At 33.8% G+C, this 20583-nt stretch carries 23 protein-coding genes; 15 read left to right on the top strand and 8 right to left on the bottom strand.

The window, feature by feature from the left end; translation table 11 throughout:
* The first annotated feature begins 40 nt into the window (after window positions 1-40).
* A complete protein-coding gene (locus BLT46_RS06260) occupies window positions 41-868 on the top strand; it encodes an endonuclease/exonuclease/phosphatase family protein (RefSeq protein ID WP_090407858.1) in 828 nt (275 codons plus the stop codon).
* A gap of 52 nt (window positions 869-920) precedes the next feature.
* On the opposite strand, the gene BLT46_RS06265 is transcribed toward BLT46_RS06260, so the two are convergent.
* The 4 genes from BLT46_RS06265 to rimP form a co-directional block, all read right to left on the bottom strand.
* Window positions 921-1595 carry a zinc metallopeptidase gene (locus BLT46_RS06265; RefSeq protein ID WP_090407861.1) on the bottom strand — a complete coding sequence of 225 codons (675 nt, stop codon included), beginning with the start codon at window positions 1593-1595 and terminating at the stop codon, window positions 921-923.
* Window positions 1596-1715: 120 nt separating this feature from the next.
* Entirely contained in the window at window positions 1716-4664 is a 2949-nt protein-coding gene (gene infB / locus BLT46_RS06270; protein WP_090407863.1) for a translation initiation factor IF-2, read from the bottom strand.
* A gap of 46 nt (window positions 4665-4710) precedes the next feature.
* Window positions 4711-5949, bottom strand: coding sequence for a transcription termination factor NusA (gene nusA / locus BLT46_RS06275; RefSeq protein ID WP_090407867.1), 1239 nt, complete (start codon window positions 5947-5949; stop codon window positions 4711-4713).
* 15 nt (window positions 5950-5964) lie between these two features.
* A complete protein-coding gene (rimP, locus tag BLT46_RS06280) occupies window positions 5965-6432 on the bottom strand; it encodes a ribosome assembly cofactor RimP (RefSeq protein WP_090407871.1) in 468 nt (155 codons plus the stop codon).
* A 169-nt stretch (window positions 6433-6601) separates the two neighbouring features.
* On the opposite strand from rimP, the gene BLT46_RS06285 reads away from it, so the two are divergent.
* Window positions 6602-7429: a universal stress protein gene (locus BLT46_RS06285; protein ID WP_090407874.1), complete on the top strand. Its 828-nt coding sequence runs from the start codon at window positions 6602-6604 to the stop codon at window positions 7427-7429.
* Window positions 7430-7921: 492 nt separating this feature from the next.
* Here BLT46_RS06285 and BLT46_RS06290 read toward each other — a convergent pair whose 3' ends face one another.
* Genes BLT46_RS06290 through BLT46_RS06305 form a run of 4 tightly spaced genes read right to left on the bottom strand, consistent with a single transcriptional unit; the run spans window position 7922 to window position 10194 of the window.
* Entirely contained in the window at window positions 7922-8746 is an 825-nt protein-coding gene (locus BLT46_RS06290) for a mechanosensitive ion channel family protein (protein ID WP_245722955.1), read from the bottom strand.
* Window positions 8730-8957, bottom strand: coding sequence for a hypothetical protein (locus BLT46_RS06295; RefSeq protein WP_090407877.1), 228 nt, complete (start codon window positions 8955-8957; stop codon window positions 8730-8732). Before BLT46_RS06295 ends, BLT46_RS06290 begins: the two co-directional genes overlap by 17 nt.
* A 2-nt stretch (window positions 8958-8959) precedes the next feature.
* A complete protein-coding gene (locus BLT46_RS06300) occupies window positions 8960-9541 on the bottom strand; it encodes an RNA polymerase sigma factor (protein ID WP_090407880.1) in 582 nt (193 codons plus the stop codon).
* Window positions 9542-9600: 59 nt separating this feature from the next.
* Window positions 9601-10194 (bottom strand): riboflavin synthase, encoded by a 594-nt coding sequence (locus tag BLT46_RS06305; RefSeq protein WP_090407883.1) that lies wholly within the window; start codon window positions 10192-10194, stop codon window positions 9601-9603.
* Between the two features lie 58 nt (window positions 10195-10252).
* On the opposite strand from BLT46_RS06305, the gene pdxA reads away from it, so the two are divergent.
* The 13 genes from pdxA (at window position 10253) to nuoF (ending at window position 20555) form a co-directional block, all read left to right on the top strand.
* A complete protein-coding gene (pdxA, locus tag BLT46_RS06310; RefSeq protein WP_090408026.1) occupies window positions 10253-11323 on the top strand; it encodes a 4-hydroxythreonine-4-phosphate dehydrogenase PdxA in 1071 nt (356 codons plus the stop codon).
* A 50-nt stretch (window positions 11324-11373) separates the two neighbouring features.
* Window positions 11374-11994, top strand: a complete 621-nt coding sequence (locus BLT46_RS06315; protein ID WP_090407886.1) for a YceD family protein — start codon at window positions 11374-11376, stop codon at window positions 11992-11994.
* A gap of 9 nt (window positions 11995-12003) precedes the next feature.
* Window positions 12004-12201: a 50S ribosomal protein L32 gene (gene rpmF / locus BLT46_RS06320; RefSeq protein ID WP_010251658.1), complete on the top strand. Its 198-nt coding sequence runs from the start codon at window positions 12004-12006 to the stop codon at window positions 12199-12201.
* 162 nt (window positions 12202-12363) lie between these two features.
* Window positions 12364-13362: a beta-ketoacyl-ACP synthase III gene (locus tag BLT46_RS06325; RefSeq protein ID WP_090407889.1), complete on the top strand. Its 999-nt coding sequence runs from the start codon at window positions 12364-12366 to the stop codon at window positions 13360-13362.
* A gap of 25 nt (window positions 13363-13387) precedes the next feature.
* Window positions 13388-13873, top strand: coding sequence for an acetyl-CoA carboxylase biotin carboxyl carrier protein (gene accB / locus BLT46_RS06330; protein ID WP_090407892.1), 486 nt, complete (start codon window positions 13388-13390; stop codon window positions 13871-13873).
* A 74-nt stretch (window positions 13874-13947) separates the two neighbouring features.
* Window positions 13948-15300 (top strand): acetyl-CoA carboxylase biotin carboxylase subunit, encoded by a 1353-nt coding sequence (gene accC, locus BLT46_RS06335; RefSeq protein WP_090407895.1) that lies wholly within the window; start codon window positions 13948-13950, stop codon window positions 15298-15300.
* 234 nt (window positions 15301-15534) lie between these two features.
* Window positions 15535-15735 (top strand): cold-shock protein, encoded by a 201-nt coding sequence (locus tag BLT46_RS06340; RefSeq protein WP_090407898.1) that lies wholly within the window; start codon window positions 15535-15537, stop codon window positions 15733-15735.
* 208 nt (window positions 15736-15943) lie between these two features.
* Entirely contained in the window at window positions 15944-16309 is a 366-nt protein-coding gene (locus tag BLT46_RS06345; protein WP_090407901.1) for an NADH-quinone oxidoreductase subunit A, read from the top strand.
* A 14-nt stretch (window positions 16310-16323) separates the two neighbouring features.
* Window positions 16324-16875, top strand: coding sequence for an NADH-quinone oxidoreductase subunit B (locus BLT46_RS06350; RefSeq protein WP_090408029.1), 552 nt, complete (start codon window positions 16324-16326; stop codon window positions 16873-16875).
* Between the two features lies 1 nt (window position 16876).
* A complete protein-coding gene (locus BLT46_RS06355; protein WP_090407904.1) occupies window positions 16877-17398 on the top strand; it encodes an NADH-quinone oxidoreductase subunit C in 522 nt (173 codons plus the stop codon).
* 23 nt (window positions 17399-17421) lie between these two features.
* Window positions 17422-18657, top strand: a complete 1236-nt coding sequence (locus BLT46_RS06360; RefSeq protein ID WP_090407907.1) for an NADH-quinone oxidoreductase subunit D — start codon at window positions 17422-17424, stop codon at window positions 18655-18657.
* A 4-nt stretch (window positions 18658-18661) separates the two neighbouring features.
* Window positions 18662-19192 carry an NADH-quinone oxidoreductase subunit NuoE family protein gene (locus tag BLT46_RS06365; RefSeq protein ID WP_090407910.1) on the top strand — a complete coding sequence of 177 codons (531 nt, stop codon included), beginning with the start codon at window positions 18662-18664 and terminating at the stop codon, window positions 19190-19192.
* Between the two features lie 4 nt (window positions 19193-19196).
* The gene (gene nuoF / locus BLT46_RS06370) at window positions 19197-20555 is read left to right on the top strand and encodes an NADH-quinone oxidoreductase subunit NuoF (protein WP_090407913.1); all 1359 of its coding nucleotides are present in this window, start codon (window positions 19197-19199) and stop codon (window positions 20553-20555) included.
* The last annotated feature ends 28 nt before the right edge of the window (window positions 20556-20583 follow it).

Here is a 20583-nt window from a genome sequence, read left to right on the forward strand (position 1 = left end):
TAAAAAACACCTAAATACTCCCCCATTAACAAATTTCAAAATGCCTAAATTCAAGTTTTTAAAACTATTAATCGTCCTTATTTTTACAACTCTTCTTTCATCACACCTGTTTTCGCAAGTTAAAGTGATGACTTGGAATTTACAGAATATTGGTAAAAGTAAATCAGACGAAACTATTACTTACATAGCCAAAGTAATAAAACAAACAGATATTATTGCTATTCAAGAAGTAGTTACTAATCCAAGTGGCGCACAAGCAATTGCAAAGTTACACGACGAGTTAAACCGAAAATCAGGAGCTAAATGGGAATATGTCATCAGTGATCCTACGGAGAGTTCTCCATACAGATCTGAACGTTATGCCTATCTTTGGAAAACAAAAACAGTCAAGATAAAAGGAAAACCTTTCTTAGAGCCAACCTATAAAGAGGACATAGAAAGAGAACCCTACTTCGCTACATTTATATACAAAGGAAAAGAGTTTACTATAAGTAGTTTACACGCTTTGCCTAAAAAGCATCAACCTGAAACTGAAATTAAATACTTGAAATTTCTACCAGACTTATATCCAGATCATAATTTAATTTTCTTAGGAGATTTTAATTTACCTGAAAGTCATTCAGTCTTTAATCCGCTAAAGAAACAAGGATATATTTCATCTTTCGAAAAACAAAAAACAAGTTTGAGACAAAAATGTATTAATGGAGATTGTTTAGCTTCTGAATACGACAATATACTAATACACCCTAAAAAAGTAGATTTAGTCAAAGCTAAACCTATCTATTTCTTTGAAGACTTCGAAGATATAGCAGAAGCAAGAAAAGTCTCTGATCACATTCCAATTATGATTGAAATTAATCTATTATAAACAAAAATAAGCCTCTTTAAAGAGGCTTATTTTTGTTTATAATAAAGGATTATTATCTTCTTCCCATATAAATCATTACATAGTACAACAACGTACCTAAAGAAGAGATTGCAGCAACAACATATGTACGAGCTGCCCAAGACAAAGCATCCTTCGCTCCAGCATACTCTTGTTGATTAACCATATTCTTGCTCTGAAGCCATTTTAAGGCACGATTACTTGCATCATACTCAACTGGCAAGGTAATAAAAGAAAACAGCGTTGTAAGAGCAAATAAAACAATACCTAACAACAATAACTGTGGAAATGTATTAATCATCAATACTCCTCCTAATAATATAAAAGGCATAACACGAGAGCTAATGCTAACCGCTGGAACTAATTTAGAACGCATAGTTAACCAATGATAAGCTTGTGCGTGTTGAACAGCATGACCTACCTCGTGTGCTGCCACAGCCGCTGCCGCTGCATTGCGCTCATTATATACTGCTTCACTTAAATTTACCGTTTTGTCAGCAGGATTATAGTGGTCTGTCAATCTCCCTGGAGTAGATATAACCTTAACATCTCTTATTCCATGGTCAAACAACATCTTCTGTGCAATTTCAGCACCACTCATTCCATTTTGTAAATGCACCTTAGAGTACTTATCAAATTTAGATTGTAAGCGGTTACCTACAAACCAACTTACTCCCATAATAAGTATCATAAAAATCCAAATTCCCATAACACGTTTTTTTTTAGTTATATACAAATATAACATCAAATGACAAGCCAAACTTTAAAAATGACACAATGGCATAAAAAAAAGGGGCTACTTTCGTAACCCCTATCTAATAATATATTACTATTTAAGTTTTTTCTTAACTTCCACTTCTTGGAATGCTTCAATAACATCGTATTCTTTAATGTCATTGTAGTTTTTAATTTGAATACCACAATCATATCCTTTAGCAACTTCTTTAACATCGTCTTTGAAACGTTTTAAAGCAAGTAACTCACCAGTATAGATAACAACACCTTCACGGATTAAGCGGATTCTTGAAGAACGGAAGATCTTACCATCAGTAACCATACATCCAGCAATTGTTCCAACTTTAGAAATTTTGAACAACTCACGAATTTCAGCACTTCCTGTAACTTCTTCTTTCATCTCTGGAGATAACATACCTTCCATTGCATCTTTCAAGTCATCAATTGCATCATAGATGATTGAGTAATTACGGATATCGATCTCTTCCTTATCAGCTAATTGTTTAGCAGATGCCATAGGACGAACGTTAAATCCGATAATAATTGCATCAGAAGCAGAAGCTAACAACACGTCAGATTCTGTAATCGCACCAACACCTTTATGAATGATATTAATTTGAATTTCTTCAGTAGATAATTTAGAGAATGAATCAGATAATGCCTCAACAGAACCGTCCACGTCTCCTTTTAAGATAATATTCAATTCTTTGAAATCTCCTAAAGCAATACGACGTCCGATCTCTGCCAATGTAATATGACGTTGAGCACGTACAGATTGTTCACGAACTAACTGAGTACGTTTAGCAGCAATTTGTTTAGCTTCTTTTTCCTCTTCAAATACGTTGAATTTATCACCAGCAGTAGGAGCACCATCTAAACCTAATACAGAGATTGGTCTTGAAGGTCCAGCTTCTTTAACTGAATTACCACGTTCATCATGCATAGCACGAACCTTACCATGGTTACGACCAGCTAATAAGTAATCACCTACTTTTAATGTACCAGCTTGAACTAATACAGTAGATACATATCCTCTACCTTTATCTAAGAATGCTTCAACAACAGTACCAACAGCTGCTTTATTAGGGTTAGCTTTTAACTCTAACATTTCAGCTTCAAGAAGAACTTTTTCAAGTAATTCTTTCATACCAATACCTTGTTTAGCAGAAATATCTTGTGATTGATAAGTACCTCCCCACTCTTCAACTAATAAGTTCATAGAAGCTAAACGCTCTTTAATCTTATCAGGATTTGCAGTTGGTTTATCAACTTTATTAATTGCGAAAATAATTGGCACACCAGCCGCTTGAGCGTGGCTAATCGCCTCTTTTGTTTGTGGCATAATGTCATCATCCGCTGCAATTACGATAATAACAATATCTGTAACTTGAGCACCACGAGCACGCATTGCTGTAAAGGCCTCGTGACCAGGAGTATCTAAGAATGTAATCTTTTGTCCTCCTTCTAACGTTACACCATACGCACCAATGTGTTGTGTAATTCCACCAGACTCACCAGCAATTACGTTAGCTTTACGAACGTAATCCAATAAAGATGTTTTACCGTGATCCACGTGTCCCATTACTGTAACAATAGGAGCTCTTGGTAGTAAATCTTCTTCTCTATCTGGAGTTTCTTCAATAGCTTCGTCAATATCAGCAGTTGTAAAATCTACTTCATATCCAAATTCATCAGCAACAATAGTCAATGTCTCAGCATCTAAACGTTGATTCATCGTAACCATAATTCCCAATGACATACAACTACCAATTACTTTAGTAATAGGCACATCCATCATCGTAGCAACTTCACCTACAGTAACGAATTCCGTTACTTTCAAGATTCTGCTTCCAGCTTCGATTTCTAACTGCTCCATATCCGTTTTCTTACGGTGTGTATCACGTTTATCACGACGATACTTAGCAGCTTTTGACTTATTACCTTTACCTTGAAGACGCTCAAGTGTCTCCTTAATTTGGTTTTTAACTTCTTCTTCAGTCGGCTCAGCTTTTACAATAGGAGCAGTATTTCTTCTTTGGTTATTCTTATTACCAAATTTTCCACCACCACTATTATTCTTGTTGTGACCTCCTTTGTTATTGTTGTTATTTCCTCCTGTATTGTTAGAATTAGCATTATTAGTATTCGTCCCCTCACCAGGTTTTGCAATACGTTTTCTCTTATTCTTGTTAGCACCCTGAGTACCTTCTTTTTTGTTATCTTTATTAGAAGCGTTACCATTTCCTTTTTTAGGATCTTCTTTTTTCTTCTTAGGCTTATTAAATTGAGACAAGTCAATTGTTTGTCCTGTAAAAGTAGTTCCTGAAAGCTTTTGGTAATTTGTTTTGATTACTTCATCTCCAACTTTTGCATCTGCATTGTTAGTCTCTTCTACTTTTTTAGAATCAACCTTTTTAAATGAAGCATCTTTACCTCCTGTAGATTCCTTTTGTTTTGGTTTTTCTACCTCTTTTTTACCTTCCACTTGTTTACCTGGGTTCGTTACTTTAGACGCCTCTTTCTTAACTTCAGTTTTAGGAGCAGTTTCTTTTTTGCTTTCTACAACTGTGTTAGACTCTTTACCCTTACTATCTTTAGCAGGAGCTTTAGCATCTTTTTCTAAAGTTTTATTCACTTTATTTACATCTTCTGAAGGAGCTTTAGTTTTCTTAGGCTCAAGATCAATTTTACCAACCGTCTTTATAGCAGCAATCTCTTCAGCCTTAGCTCTAATGATTTCTTGCTCACGTTTGATACGTAATTCTTCTTGCTTTTTCTTTTCCTCTAGCTCTTTCTCGCGCTCCAATTTAAAAGCCTCTTTCTCTTTCTTTTTCTCTTCACTCACCTCAATAGATGCCTCTTTCTTACCTTTATCGGCAGAAAATTGTTTACACAAAACGCTATATTCTACCTCAGAAATTTTAGCATTAGGTGTTGCGTCGATATCATGCCCTTTACCTTTTAAAAAGTCAACGGCTCTATCTAGAGAAATATTCAATTCCCTTAAAACTTTATTTATTCTTATTGCTCTTTCTTCAGACATATTATCTTTTTAGTGTATTTAAATGTGTTGTGTTGTTTTGCTGGTGTTAATCTTCGAACTCTTCCTTCAAGATTCTCATCACATCTTCAATTGTTTCCTCTTCAAGATCAGTTCGTTTCATCAACTCATCAACACTAAGACTTAAAACGCTTTTTGCTGTATCCAAACCAATTCTTGCAAATTCTTCAATAACCCATTCGTCAATTTCATCTTTGAATTCTTTTAATTCAACGTCATCATCTTCAGGGTTTAGTTCTCTCATAACATCAATATCGTATCCAGTTAACATACCAGCCAACTTGATGTTTTGACCTCCACGACCAATCGCACGAGATACCTCTTCTAAATCTAAATAAACATTTGCTTTTTTAGCTTCCTCATCGATAACAACTTTGTTAACACGAGCTGGAGCTAATGCACGTTTAATAAATAAATCTACATTGTTTGTAAAGTTAATAACGTCAATATTCTCGTTTCCTAACTCACGAACAATCCCATGAATACGAGACCCTTTCATACCTACACAAGCACCAACTGGGTCAATTCGATCATCAAATGTATCTACAGCAACTTTCGCTTTTTCTCCTGGAATTCTCACTACTTTTTTTACAGAGATGTGACCATCTGCAATTTCTGGAATCTCTTGTTCAAACAATTTTTCCAAAAATTTAATAGAAGTACGAGACATGATGATTTGTGGTTTTGTACCTTTCAATTCAACAGACTCAATAATACCTCTTACTGTATCACCTTTTCTAAAAAAGTCAGATGCAATCTGTTTTTCTTTCGGTAATACGATTTCATTTCCTTCTTCATCCATCAAAATTACAACTTTTGGACGGATGTGATGCACTTCAGCAGAATAAACTTCACCTACGATGTCTTTAAACTGTTTGTACAAAGTAGTATTATCATGTTCAGTAACTTTAGAGTTTAAGTTCTGACGCAATGCTAAGATAGCACGTCTTCCCAATTGCTCCAATTTCACTTCTTCAGAAACTTCTTCTCCTACCTCAAAATCTGGTTCGATTTTACGTGCCTGTGATAATGATATTTCATAATTATCATCCTCTACTTCACCATCATTTACAACAGTACGGTTTCTAAATATCTGGCAATCACCTTTATCTGGATTAACAATAATATCAAAATTATCATCAGCTCCAAATCTTTTTTTCAACGCATTTCTAAATACATCTTCTAAAATAGCCATCAGCGTTACACGCTCGATATCTTTTTCGTCTTTAAATTCTGAGAATGAATCTACTAAATCTCTATTCTCCATGTGATCTTTATATTTTTAAAATGAAATTATAACATTCGCTTCTTTAATATTCTCAAAAGGAATTACAGCTTCTTTTTCTACTGTAACTTTTCCTTTCCCGACAGGTTTTGGTTCTCTCGTTTTCCACTTAAGAACTATCTTATCGTCTACGATACTATCTAATGTAGCTTCGTACTTTTCTTGTTCGTGTGTTACCACTTTTAACTTTCTACCAATATTCTTGTTATACTGGCGGAACAATTTTATTGGTGAAGTTGCTCCTGCTGAGGCTACTTCAAGAGAAAAATCTTCTTCTTCTCTATCCAAATTGTGCTCAATAGCGCGACTAAAATTGATACAATCTTGTAATACTACGCCTTCATCACCATCTATAATAACAGTAATTTTATTATCAGACGATATAGTAAAATCTATGATAAATATAGACGGATACTGCTCTAATGCCTGATCAATTAATTGTTGTACTTTACTTTTTAATGTCATATGCTATAAAAAGAGGGGACATCTATGTCCCCTCATTATTTAACTTGTTTTAATAAATAACAGCACAAAGATATTAATTTTTTTATTACAAATAAAACTTTTGCCTATTGATAATTATATTCTTAACTTTAAATCACACAAATAAATAGATAAAACAACTAATAATACCATGAAAAAAATACTTGTCCCAACAGACTTTTCTTCTCAAGCCTATAATGCTATAAAAATAGCAGCAGTTCTTGCAAAAAAATCGAACTCAGAAATATTATTATTGCACGTTCTTGATTTACCACAACAGGGTAGCGACAGCATAAGTAAAGGCTCTCCTATTCCTGAGGTTATGTTCTTTAAAAATGCCGCAGAACACAAACTAAAAGAGCTTGCTTTATCTGAAATATTCAACGGAGTAAATGTATCTACCAGCTTAATTCTTGAAAGAACTTCGCCTGGTGTTGTCAAAACAGCCGAAACAAATGATGTGGATTTAATCGTTATGGGATCTCATGGTGTAAGTGGAGCTAAAGAATACTTTGTTGGTTCTAACACACAAAAAGTAGTTCGCACTTCTGATATCCCTGTTCTTGTAATCAAAGGAGACGATGAAGAATTTAACATCAATGATATCGTTTTTGCATCTGACTTCTCTGATAATATGAAAGAACCTTTCAAAAGAATTTTACGTTTAAACAGCCTATTAAACGCAAATTTACACTTGCTAATGGTTAATACTCCAAATAGTTTTAAACCGACACACGTAGCAGAAGAAATTTTAAATGACTTCTTACAGGATACTACTGATAACTCATTTGACCTTTCAATATATAATGATTTGAATGTTGAAAAGGGAATAATCAATTTCTCTAAAAAGATTAATGCTGATTTAATTACTATTGCTACACACGGCAGAACGGGATTATCTCATTTCTTCAACGGAAGCATTAGCGAAGATTTAGTAAATCACTCAAAAATATCAGTTTTAACAATCAAAATTGACTAATTATTCTTGACTTGTTTTAAACAAACAAAGTAATTTAATTATACAACAGTAGTAGACATCCGTTTACTACTGTTTTTTTTGTACTATTTAAAACTACATTACCCCCACATAAACTGAACAACCACAAGGCTAATGCGTATCTTGTACAGCACTCGTACCACACATCTTCGACATATAGCCCACATTCACTCGGAAAACACCCCTCTTTTCCGAACAAGTGTGGTACTAATGTGGTATTAATGTGGTACAAGTGTCGACTAAGCATAAAACAAAAGCCTCTTCACTTTCGAACACCTCTTCTTTTACACCCTATCATATAAAGAAATACAAGTTCTCTATTAAACAACAAGTCCCCTTTCCCTTTTCAATGTCTCCAACAAAAAACTACATAAAAAAAACTGCACCCATACTTTCGTATATGATGCAGTTTAAAAAATATATATTCTTTTGTGCTACGTTGCCAATTATTATCTATGCAACAATCGCCCAATTCTATTTTATTATTTCAATATGACTTTCTGAAACTTTTGCTATTGGCAAATAATGCTTTTTCCCTTCTACTAATAAACACAAATAGATATTATCTATAGAAATCACATATCCTTCTAATCCATCTATTCGAATCAATTGACCAAGTTCTAAGTTCTTTCTCGCATAAAATGAATATAGTAATCTTGTAATAACATCTTTAGAACCTAATCCTAAAGACAGAGCTACTGTTAACAACAAAGCTCCTATTATAATAGAAATATTACTTGTGATAATATCAGTATTTATACCCATTTGATTTAACGTAGTAATAATTACAAACACTAAAATCAAATAGAAAAGTATATTCCCAATCATACGAGCGCCACTAAAATCAACGGCTTTCAAAACTCCTACAACTGCTTTCTTAATCCAAGAAGCAAAATATAGTCCCCCTACAAAGATTAGCAATGCTACAAAAACCTTAGGAACATAAAGCATTAAATTTCCTACTTCTCGAGAAACAATATCAAGCCCGAATAACTCAGCTCCGACAACGACCATAAGAAAGACAACAAAAATCTTTACAAAAAAGATTAATATACTGTCTACTTTTATTGCAAAGTTTAGCTTACTTAAAAACTCATTTTCGTTTATTAATTTCTGTATCTTATCTAATCTAATTACTTTAAAAACTTTCTTTAAAACATAAGAAAGCAACTTTACCACTAACCAGCAAAGCAAAATATAACCTACTAAAAAAACAAAGCCCATCAATCCCTTTAACAAAGATCCTGTTACTGAGCTAATCATTTGGCTTGGATACTCAAAACTATAAAGTTCCATCATTCTTACTATTTTTAATTTTCTCGATTATTTCGTTTTCTCTTTTTGTATCTTTTTCTCCCATTAAGCTTTGAATTGTCTGAGGAATTTTTACTGTGTATAACTCTGACATATCCAATGACAACTTAATAAAATTAAGATTATCTATTACCCTATCCTTTAAGTAATCTGGTAATTTTTCATCCTGAAGTATTTTTTTGAACGGATTATCCATAATTACAATGAGTTATAAATTTCTACAATTCTTTTCTTAGCTCTATGAAGACGCATCTTAACAGCGCTTTCTCCCAAATCTAACAAGGCAGATATTTCCTTAATAGGCTTATCATCTTGATATTTCATCAATAATAGAATCTTATCTTCAGAATCAAGCCTCACTAAAGACTCTTGTAACTTACCAACACTTAATGCAAAGATTTCTTCATCACTGATTTCATCTTCAACTGCAATATCATATTGATTTTCGTCGCTCAAATTCTCTTCTTTTCTCTTTTTCTTTAAAACCGATTTAGAATAATTTACACAATGGTTATATGCAAATGAGTAAATCCAAGTAGAAAACTTTGAATCCCCTCTAAAGTTTTTCAAATTCAAATATAGCTTAACAAAGATATCTTGTGTTAAATCTTCTGCTACATCTCTTGACTCTGCAAAACCCAGACATTTTCCAAAAACTTTCTGCGCATACCTATCGTAAAGTATTCCAAATAAATTAGTATTACCGCTATGAACAATAAACTGAACCAGTTCTTCATCATTCATTGCCGCAAAATTACTATTCTGTGAATTAAACTTCATACTTATTATTTACGCATACAAATTAAACCTTTTTATAGATAAAAGCTAAAAATGTAAAACTATAATTTACCAGCACTCATCAACTTAGCAACATATTTACCAACCACATCAAACTCAAGATTTACTTTTGTTCCTATTGTATAGTTCTTAAATATCGTATGCTCTAATGTAAACGGAATAATGGCTACTTTAAATGTATTAACCCCAGAGTCAACAACTGTTAAACTCGTTCCATCAATCGTAATTGATCCTTTTTCAATAGTAACGTGTTGTGAATCATTTTTATATTCAAAGCCAAAATAGGTACTCCCTCCTGCTTCTTCAATAGAAACACACTCACCAATATGATCTACGTGTCCCTGAACTATATGCCCATCTAATCGTCCATTAAACAGCATTGCTCTTTCCAAATTCAATTCTTGTCCTTCTTGCCAATAACCTACAGTTGTTACAGCTATTGTCTCTTTAATAGCAGTTACACGGTAACAATCACCATCAATAGCAACAACCGTTAAACAAATACCATTGTGTAAAACACTCTGATCTACCTTAAGTTCTTGTGCAAAACCACATTGTACAGTAATATGTAAATTCTCTTGTTCTTTTACAATACTTTTTATTTTTCCGATGTTTTCAACAATACCTGTAAACATAACTCCATTTATTTTTATTAAATTTGCTTTCAAAAGTAGCAATAATTTAAACGAAACTATGAGCCAGAAAGAAGAAATTATAAAAGTAGGGATCTCAATAGGAGACCTAAATGGAATTGGCAGTGAAGTTATACTCAAATGTTTCGAGGACAGCAGAATGCTTGAAATTTGCACTCCTATAATATTTGGAAATTCAAAACCTCTATCATACGTTAAAAAAACAATAGGCAATAATACAGCTATTCAAGGGATAGATAGCCTATCACAAGTTATACCCAATAAATTAAACGTTTACAATCTTTGGAAAGAAAACATCAATATTTCTTTTGGGAAAAATGATCCATTAATTGGAAAGTATGCTATTAAATCATTTATAAGCGCTACTGAAGCATTAAAAAATGGTGAAATTGACGTTTTAGTTACAGCACCTATTAATAAATACAACAGTGTTGATGAGGAGTTCAAATACCCTGGTCATACAGATTACTTAAACGAACAATTAGAAGGAGATGCTTTAATGTTCTTAGTTAGTGATGAATTAAAAATTGGATTACTTACAGACCATCTACCTATCCAAGATGTAGCAAAAGCAATCACACCTGAATTGATAGAACAAAAGGTTAAAACAATCAATAGTACCTTAAAAAAGGACTTTAACGTATTTACTCCAAAAATTGCTGTATTAGGATTAAACCCACACGCTGGAGATGGAGGTGTTATCGGTAAAGAAGAAATAGAAACAATTATCCCTACCGTTAAAAAATTACACGAAGAAGGTATTTTAGTATCTGGTCCCTTTGCCGCTGATGGATTCTTTGGCTCTGAAACCTATAAACATTTTGATGCAGTAATTGCTTGTTACCACGACCAAGGTTTAGCTCCTTTTAAAGCAATTTCGTTTGGAAAAGGTGTAAATTATACAGCGGGACTTGACAAAATTAGAACCTCTCCTGATCACGGAACAGCTTATGAAATAGCAGGAAAAGGATTAGCAGACGTAACTTCTTTTAGAGAAGCTGTGTACTTAGCTATAGATATCTACAATAATAGAAACAGAAATTTAGAATCTGCTAATAACCCATTACAGCCTCAAGAAAAAGATTTTAGTACAAAAAAAATTGATAATTAGCTTGTAATTGTAATTATTTTTTATCTTTGCACGCTCAAATCATGTATTCCATGAATATTGAAAAAAACTTTTCAATTCACTTTACTGGATTGAAAAACGGTAAGCATACGTTTGAATTTAAAGTTGACAATAGTTTTTTTGAAAACTATAATTATGACGATTTCAACAACATAAATGCTGATATAACAGTACTTCTTGACAAAAAAAGTACACTGTTAGAATTAAATATCGCAGTAAATGGTATTGCAAATGTACCTTGCGATGTAACAAATGTAGATTTTGACCTTCCGATTGAAGGAAAGATCGACATAATTGTTAAGTTTGGCGAAGAATACAACGATGACCACGATGAGATATTAATTATCCCATTTTCTGAACATCAGGTAAACGTCGCTCAATACATATATGAAATAATTGCTCTGGCTATACCACAAAAAAGGGTTCACCCTGGTGTTTTAGATGGAACATTAGATTCTGAAGCTTTAGATATATTAGGATATCGAGGTGCTTATGATCAAGAAATAGACGACTTGTTTGAAGACGATGATTTATTTGATGATTTAGATCTTGACGATATTGATGAAGAGGAAGAAACAGAAGAAGATATTAAAGATAATGACAATATTGACCCTCGTTGGTCAGAATTAAAGAAACTATTAACGGATAAATAATATAGTAAAATGGCACATCCTAAGAGAAAAACCTCGAAAACAAGAAGAGATAAGAGAAGAACTCATTACAAAGCAGTAGCTCCAACTATCGCTACTTGTCCAGTAACAGGAGAAGCTCACTTATTCCACAGAGCTTACTGGCATGAAGGAAAACTTTACTACAGAGGGCAAGTTGTAATTGACAAGACTGCTGCAGTAGAGGCATAACTTTTGAAAAGTACAGATTAACTCTCACAATGTGTGAGAGTTTTTTTTTGGATATAAAAAGCCAAAAAAAGTACTTTATAACCCAGAAAGGTCGAAAATTCGTTTTTTTTTTGTAATTTTCGTCTCTTTTTGGAATGTTTTTATAAAGTAAAGCAACACCATATGACAAAAATACATGCAGCCATTACCGCAGTTGGATGTTACCTACCGGAAGATAAGCTTACAAATGCTCTTCTGGAAAAGATGGTTGACACTAACGACGAATGGATAACTAGTCGAACAGGAATCAAGGAAAGAAGAATTCTTAAAGCACCTGGTGCTGGAGCTTCTTTTATGGCTATAAAAGCTGCCGAAGATTTACTACAAAAATCAGGAACCGATCCTAAAGACATCGATTTAATCATTTTATCTACTGCTACTCCAGATATGCCAGTTGCTTCAACAGGTGTATATGTAGCAACAAAAATTGGAGCAGTAAATGCTTTTGCTTTTGACTTACAAGCGGCTTGCTCCAGCTTCCTATACGGAATGTCTGTAGCTTCTGCTTATATTGAATCAGGTAAATACAAAAAAGTATTATTAATTGGTTCTGATAAAATGTCATCAATTATCGACTATACTGATCGTGCAACTTGTATTATTTTTGGAGATGCTGCTGGTGCAGTATTATTCGAACCTAACTCAGAAGGTTTAGGGATACAAGATGAGTACTTACGCAGTGACGGTATCGGTCGTGAATATCTTAAAATTGACGCAGGTGGTTCTATTTTACCTGCCAATGCCGAAACAGTAGCTAACAAACAACATTACGTATTCCAAGATGGAAAAACAGTATTTAAATATGCTGTTTCAAATATGGCTGATGTTAGTGAAAAAATTATGCAACGCAACAACCTTACACACGATGATGTAACTTGGCTTGCTGCGCATCAGGCAAACAAACGAATCATTGACGCCACTGCTCACAGAATGGGACTTGATGATTCTAAAGTATTAATGAATATCGAAAGATACGGAAATACAACATCTGCCACTTTACCACTATTACTTTGCGATTACGAACACCTACTTAAGAAAGGAGATAATATTATTTTCGCTACTTTTGGAGGAGGATTTACGTGGGGTTCTATTTATTTAAAATGGGCATATACAAAAAAGTAAAAAACAACTAACCAATACATTAGGTATGGATATTAAAGAAATTCAAAATTTAATCAAATTTGTAGCAAAATCAGGTGCTACAGAAGTGAAATTAGAAATGGATGATTTTAAAATCACCATTAAAACAACTGAAGCAGGTAACACTGAGACAACTTACATTCAACAAGTACCTGTTGCTTCAACTATGGCTCAAGCGCCTGTTGCTCAACAAGGTGTTGCTCCTGTAGCAGCTCCAGTTGCTACTGAAGTTAAAGCAGATGATGACTCAAAATTCATTACTGTTAAATCCCCTATTATCGGTACTTTCTACAGAAAACCAGCTCCAGATAAAGAGCCTTTCGCAGAAGTTGGAAAAACAATCAAAACAGGAGATGTAGTTTGTGTAATTGAAGCAATGAAATTATTCAACGAAATCGAATCTGAAATTTCAGGAAAAATCGTTAAAGTATTAGTTGACGACGCTTCACCAGTAGAATTTGACCAACCATTATTCTTGGTAGATCCATCTTAAGAAATTTTTAAAAACAAACTATCGCACTATTTTATAGTACGAATTAACAAGAGTACAAATTAAAGTTTCAAGAGATGTTTAAAAAAATATTAATCGCTAATAGAGGTGAAATTGCCCTACGTGTTATTAGAACATGTAAAGAAATGGGCATTAAAACTGTAGCAGTTTATTCTACTGCAGATGCAGATAGCTTACACGTTCGCTTTGCTGACGAAGCTGTTTGTATTGGACCAGCTCCAAGTAACCTATCTTATTTAAAGATTTCAAATATTATTGCAGCTGCTGAGATTACAAATGCAGACGCAATTCATCCAGGTTATGGTTTCTTAGCTGAGAACGCTAAATTCTCTAAAATTTGTCAAGAACACGGTGTTAAGTTCATTGGAGCTGGACCTGAAATGATTGAACAAATGGGAGACAAAGCAACTGCTAAAGAAACAATGAAAAAAGCAGGTGTTCCAACGGTTCCTGGTTCTGACGGACTTATCGAATCATTAGAACACGCTAAAAAAGTAGCCAAAGAAATTGGTTTCCCTGTTATGATGAAAGCTACTGCCGGTGGTGGTGGTAGAGGTATGAGAGAGCTTTGGAAAGAAGAGGATGTTGAAAAAGCTTGGGAAAGTGCAAGACAAGAAGCAGCTGCTGCTTTTGGAAACGACGGTATGTACATGGAAAAACTTATTGTAGATCCACGTCACATTGAAATCCAAGTTATTGGTGACCAATATGGAAAAGCTTGTCACTTATCTGAACGTGACTGTTCTATCCAAAGAAGACACCAAAAATTAACTGAAGAAACACCTTCACCATTTATGACAGATGATTTACGTCAAAGAATGGGTGAAGCTGCTGTAAAAGCAACAGAATACATTAAATACGAAGGTGCAGGAACAATTGAGTTCTTAGTTGACCGTGATAGAAACTTCTATTTCATGGAAATGAACACTCGTATTCAAGTTGAACACACAATTACAGAACAAGTAATTGATTACGATTTAATTAGAGAGCAAATTTTAGTGGCTACTGGTACCCCTATTTCTGGTAAAAACTATATCCCTAAATTACACGCTATCGAGTGTCGTATCAATGCAGAGGATCCATTTAATGACTTCAGACCTGCACCAGGTAAAATTACCACGATGCATGCTCCTGGAGGACATGGAGTAAGATTAGACACTCACGTTTATTCTGGATACTCTATTCCACCAAACTACGATTCAATGATTGCTAAGATTATTACTACTGCTCAAACAAGAGAAGAGGCAATCAATAAAATGAAACGTGCGTTAGATGAATTCGTAATTGAAGGTATTAAAACGACTATTCCTTTCCATAGACAACTTATGGATGATCCGAATTATGTAGCAGGAAATTACACTACTGCATTTATGGATACATTCAAAATGAAACCATTGGAAGAAGAATAAAATATAACCGAAAAAGCCAGCTAAATAGCTGGCTTTTTTTTTAACTCTACTCAAAAAGATAAGTAAAACTTCAGAATACATCACTTAAAATTACTTTCATTAACTAAGACCTATCAATCCTTTTTCTTTTAACAAAAAAAAGGATTTAATCACTTTTTTAAAAAAAATTAAAAAAAATTAAATTTAGTTAGAAACAAACGCTATATTTGAACATAATTTATTTATTTCAATACAATGCATACAGGTGTAATTAAGTTCTTCAACGAAGACAAAGGATTTGGCTTTATTACTAACGAAGCTACAAAACAAGACATTTTTGTTCACATCACAGGATTAAAAACTAAAAATGTTAGCCAAGGTGATCACGTTTCTTACAACGAAGAAAAAGGTAAAAAAGGATTGATCGCTGTTGACGTAGAAGTGATAGGAAATTAATTTTACGACATATAATTTTCAATTACTAAAAAGCTATTCTTGTAGAAAGAATAGCTTTTTTTTATGCCTTTATCTTCTATTTAGAGTTAATCTAAATACATATTGACACTATCGAGTTAAATGCTACAACTCATAGAGTTACAAAACTTTGTAAAACGATACTTCGGCAGTATATTTGTATGTTGTATTAATATAAATACTTTAACTTATGCAGTCAAGTCAACTCGATTTTATACCTATTCTGATGCAAATAGCCCTTGCGGCAGGTTTTGTTTCAATGACAATTTGGGTATCTGGTAAATTAGGACCAAAAAAATCTTCTAAAATTAAAGATAGTACTTGGGAATGTGGATTAGAGTCACTTGGTAGTGCTCGAATCCCTTTCAACGTAAAATATTTCCTGGTAGCTATATTATTCGTATTATTTGACGTTGAAGTAATCTTCTTATACCCTTGGGCTATCAATTTCCAAGAATTGGGTTGGGATGGATTAATGAAAATGGGAATCTTTTTATTCCTACTTCTGGTAGGATTACTATATGAATTTAAGAAAAAAGGTCTCGAGTGGGACTAAAAAATCAGAAAGAGATGAGCGATAAAAAATACAATACAGTAGAAGCTCCTGAAGGATATGTAGGAGAAGGATTTTTTGCAACAAAATTAAGTTCTGTAGTCGGATTAGCAAGAGCAAACTCAATGTGGCCGCTTCCTTTTGCAACTTCTTGTTGTGGAATCGAATTTATGGCAACTATGGCTGCTACTTATGATGTGGCACGTTTTGGATCTGAACGTATGAGTTTTTCTCCAAGACAAGCTGATATGTTAATGGTAATGGGTACTATCTCTAAAAAAATGGCTCCTATCTTACGTCAAGTATACGAACAAATGGCGGAACCAAAATGGGTAATCGCAGTTGGTGCTTGTGCTTGTTCAGGAGGAATTTTTGATACTTACTCTGTATTACAAGGAATTGATAAAGTTATCCCTGTTGATGTTTATGTCCCTGGATGTCCTCCAAGACCTGAACAAATTTTAGATGGGGTACTTAGACTACAAGAGATCATAAAATCTGAATCTGTCAACAGACGAGGAAGTAAAGAATATGATGATTTATTAGATTCTTACAACATAAACAAATAGTATGGCATTAGATAATAATACAATTCAAAAGAAACTAATTGACAACTTCGGTATGTCAGTATCAGAATTTCATGAACAACATGGAATGTTAGCATTTGAAGTTGCTTCTAATGACTTACATAACATTATAAAGTTTCTAAAAGAAGATTCAGAAATGAACTTCAATTTCCTAACTGATGTTTGTGGAGTTCACTATGCAGAAAACCCTGATAACAGACAATTAGCGACTGTATATCATATGCATAATTGGATTGATAATGTTAGAATACGCATTAAAACGTATATAGATATTAAAAATCCTGTTGTTGATTCTGTAACAGATTTGTTTAAAAGTGCAAACTGGCAAGAAAGAGAAACGTATGATTTTTATGGAATTACTTTCAAAAATCATCCGCAATTAAAAAGAATCTTGAATATGGACCAAATGGAATCTTTCCCATTGAGAAAAGAGTTCCCTATGGAAGATTCAGGACGTACTGACAAAGATGATAGATTCTTTGGTAGAACAGTTCATAATTCATAATACAAACTGAAAGGAAAAAGATTATGTCAGATTTATTATTACCTCCTGAAGAGCGTTACGCAAAGCTAATTGAAGAGAAGTTTCAAGAAGATGGAACTGAATTACAAATACTAAACTTAGGTCCTACTCACCCTGCTACTCACGGTATTTTTCAAAACATCATTTTACTTGATGGTGAGAAAGTGATTGATGGTGAGGGAACTGTAGGTTATATACATAGAGCATTTGAAAAAATAGCTGAAAACAGACCATTCTTTCAAATCAACGTACTAACAGATCGTTTAAATTACTGTTCGTCTCCTATCAACAATACTGCTTGGTGGATGACTGTTGAAAAAGCATTAGGAATCGAAATTCCAAAAAGAGTTCAATACATGCGAGTAATCGTAATGGAATTAGCTCGTATTGCTGACCATATTGTATGTAGTTCTGTTATGGGAGTAGATACAGGAGCCTTAACTGGTTTCTTATATGTATTCCAATATAGAGAGAAAATATACGAAATATTTGAAGAAATTAGTGGTGCTCGCTTAACTACTAATATGGGACGAATTGGTGGTTTCGAAAGAGACTGGAGTCCTAAAGTATATCAACTTATTGATGAATTCTTAGCTGAATTCCCTGCTATTTGGAGTGAATTTGAAGGTCTATTAACTCGTAATAGAATTTTCATGGACAGAACAATTGGTGTAGGTGGAATATCTGCTGAAGAAGCAATAAACTTTGGTTTTACAGGACCAAACTTAAGAGCTGCAGGTGTAGATTATGACGTTCGTGTTGCAACTCCTTACTGTTCTTATGAAGATTTTGACTTTGAAATCCCTGTAGGAACAAGTGGTGATTGTTATGATAGATTCTGTGTTAGAAATGCAGAGGTTTGGGAGAGTTTAAAAATTATCAAACAAGCTTTAGACAAAATGCCAGAAGGACCTTACCACGCAGATGTACCAGATTACTACCTTCCTCCTAAAGAAGACGTATACACAAATATGGAAGCTCTAATTTATCACTTCAAAATTATTATGGGAGAAATTCCTGTACCTGTTACAGAATTGTATCACCCTGTTGAAGCAGGTAATGGAGAATTAGGTTTCTATCTTATAACTGATGGTAGTAGAACACCTTATCGTTTACACTTTAGAAGACCTTGTTTCATTATCTATCAAGCATATAATGATATCGTAAGAGGCGGAATGCTTTCTGATGCGATTATCACTTTGTCAAGTTTAAATATTATTGCAGGAGAATTAGACGCTTAATATCATGGAAACTAAGAAATATAAACAAAATATCAATATCACAGCAGAGCTTCAACAACGTATTGACGAATTGTTAAGCCACTACCCTGCTGATAAAAAGAAATCAGCTCTATTACCTGTTTTACATGAAGTACAAGATGCTCATGATAATTGGTTAAGTGCTGAACTAATGGATAAAGTAGCAGAAATTTTAGATATAACTCCAATTGAGGTATATGAGGTAGTTACATTTTATACTATGTACAACCAAAAACCAGTTGGTAAATATATGTTCGAATTCTGTTTAACTTCTTGCTGTGGAATTAGAGGCGCTGATGACATGATGGAATATGCATGTGAAAAGCTAAACATCAAACCAGGAGAAACAACTGCTGATGGAATGTTTTCTGTGGTTGGAGTACAATGTTTAGGGGCTTGTGGATATGCTCCAATGATGCAATTAGGAGACTTCTACAAAGAACATCTAACAAGAGAAAAAATAGATCAAATCATCGAAGATTGCAAAGCAGGAAAAGTAATTCTTCACGACAAATAGTAATATGGCAACAAAAATATTATTAGATAAAATCAATATCCCAGGGATTAAGTCTTATGAAGTTTACCGTGAAAATGGTGGATATGCTTCAGTAGAAAAGGCAATTAAAACAATGACTCCTGATGCTATTACAGAAGAAGTAAAAGCTTCTGGATTAAGAGGTCGTGGAGGTGCTGGATTCCCTGTTGGATTAAAATGGAGTTTCATAGACAAAAAATCAGGCAAACCAAGACACTTAGTTTGTAATGCTGATGAGTCTGAACCAGGAACTTTTAAAGATAGATTCTTAATGGAACATATTCCTCACTTATTAATTGAGGGTATGATTACAGCAAGTTATGCTTTAGGAGCAAACCTTTCTTATATCTATATTCGTGGAGAATATATGTGGGTTTTCAAAACATTAGAAAGAGCAATTAAAGAAGCTTATGCTGCCGGATGGTTAGGTAAAAACATATTAGGGTCTGATTACTCTTTAGATTTACATGTACACTGTGGTGCAGGTGCTTATATCTGTGGAGAAGAGACGGCTTTAATTGAATCATTAGAAGGGAAAAGAGGAAATCCTCGTATCAAACCACCATTCCCTGCGGTTAGTGGTCTTTGGGGAAATCCAACTGTAGTAAATAATGTAGAGTCTATTGCTAATGTGCCTTGGATTGTAAACAATTCAGGTGAAGCATATTCTAAAATAGGTTTAGGTAGATCTGCAGGAACTAAATTAATTTCTGCTTCTGGTCATATTAGAAAACCTGGTGTTTATGAAATTGAAATGGGAATCACAGTTGAGGAGTTTATTAATTCTGATGAATATTGTGGTGGTATGATGGATGATAGACCTATTAAGGCTTTAATTCCTGGAGGTTCGTCAGTTCCTATCTTACCAGCTCATTTAATTTATAAAACAGCTAATGGAGAAGATCGTTTAATGACTTACGAATCTTTATCTGACGGAGGTTTTGAAACTGGTTCAATGTTAGGTTCTGGTGGTTTCATCGTTTATAATGATACTGCTTGTATCGTAAGAAATACGTGGAACTTTGCTCGTTTTTATGCACATGAAAGCTGTGGACAATGTTCACCTTGTCGTGAAGGAACGGGATGGTTAGAGAAAGTACTTCACCGTATTGAAACTGGTCACGGTACAATGGAAGACATTGATTTACTATGGAGTATTCAAAGTAACATTGAAGGAAATACTATTTGTCCATTAGGAGATGCTGCTGCTTGGCCAGTTGCTGCTGCTCTTAGACATTTTAGAGAGGAATTTGAATATCACGTTTTATATCCTGAAAAAGTTAAAAACAGAGAGCACTTTGTGAATGAACCTTTTTCATCAGTAAAACATTTGATTAATAAATAATATACGTTGAATAAAAATATTCAACTTA

The sequence above is a fragment of the Myroides phaeus genome (assembly GCF_900099675.1).
GTDB classification, from domain to species: Bacteria; Bacteroidota; Bacteroidia; order Flavobacteriales; family Flavobacteriaceae; genus Flavobacterium; species Flavobacterium phaeum.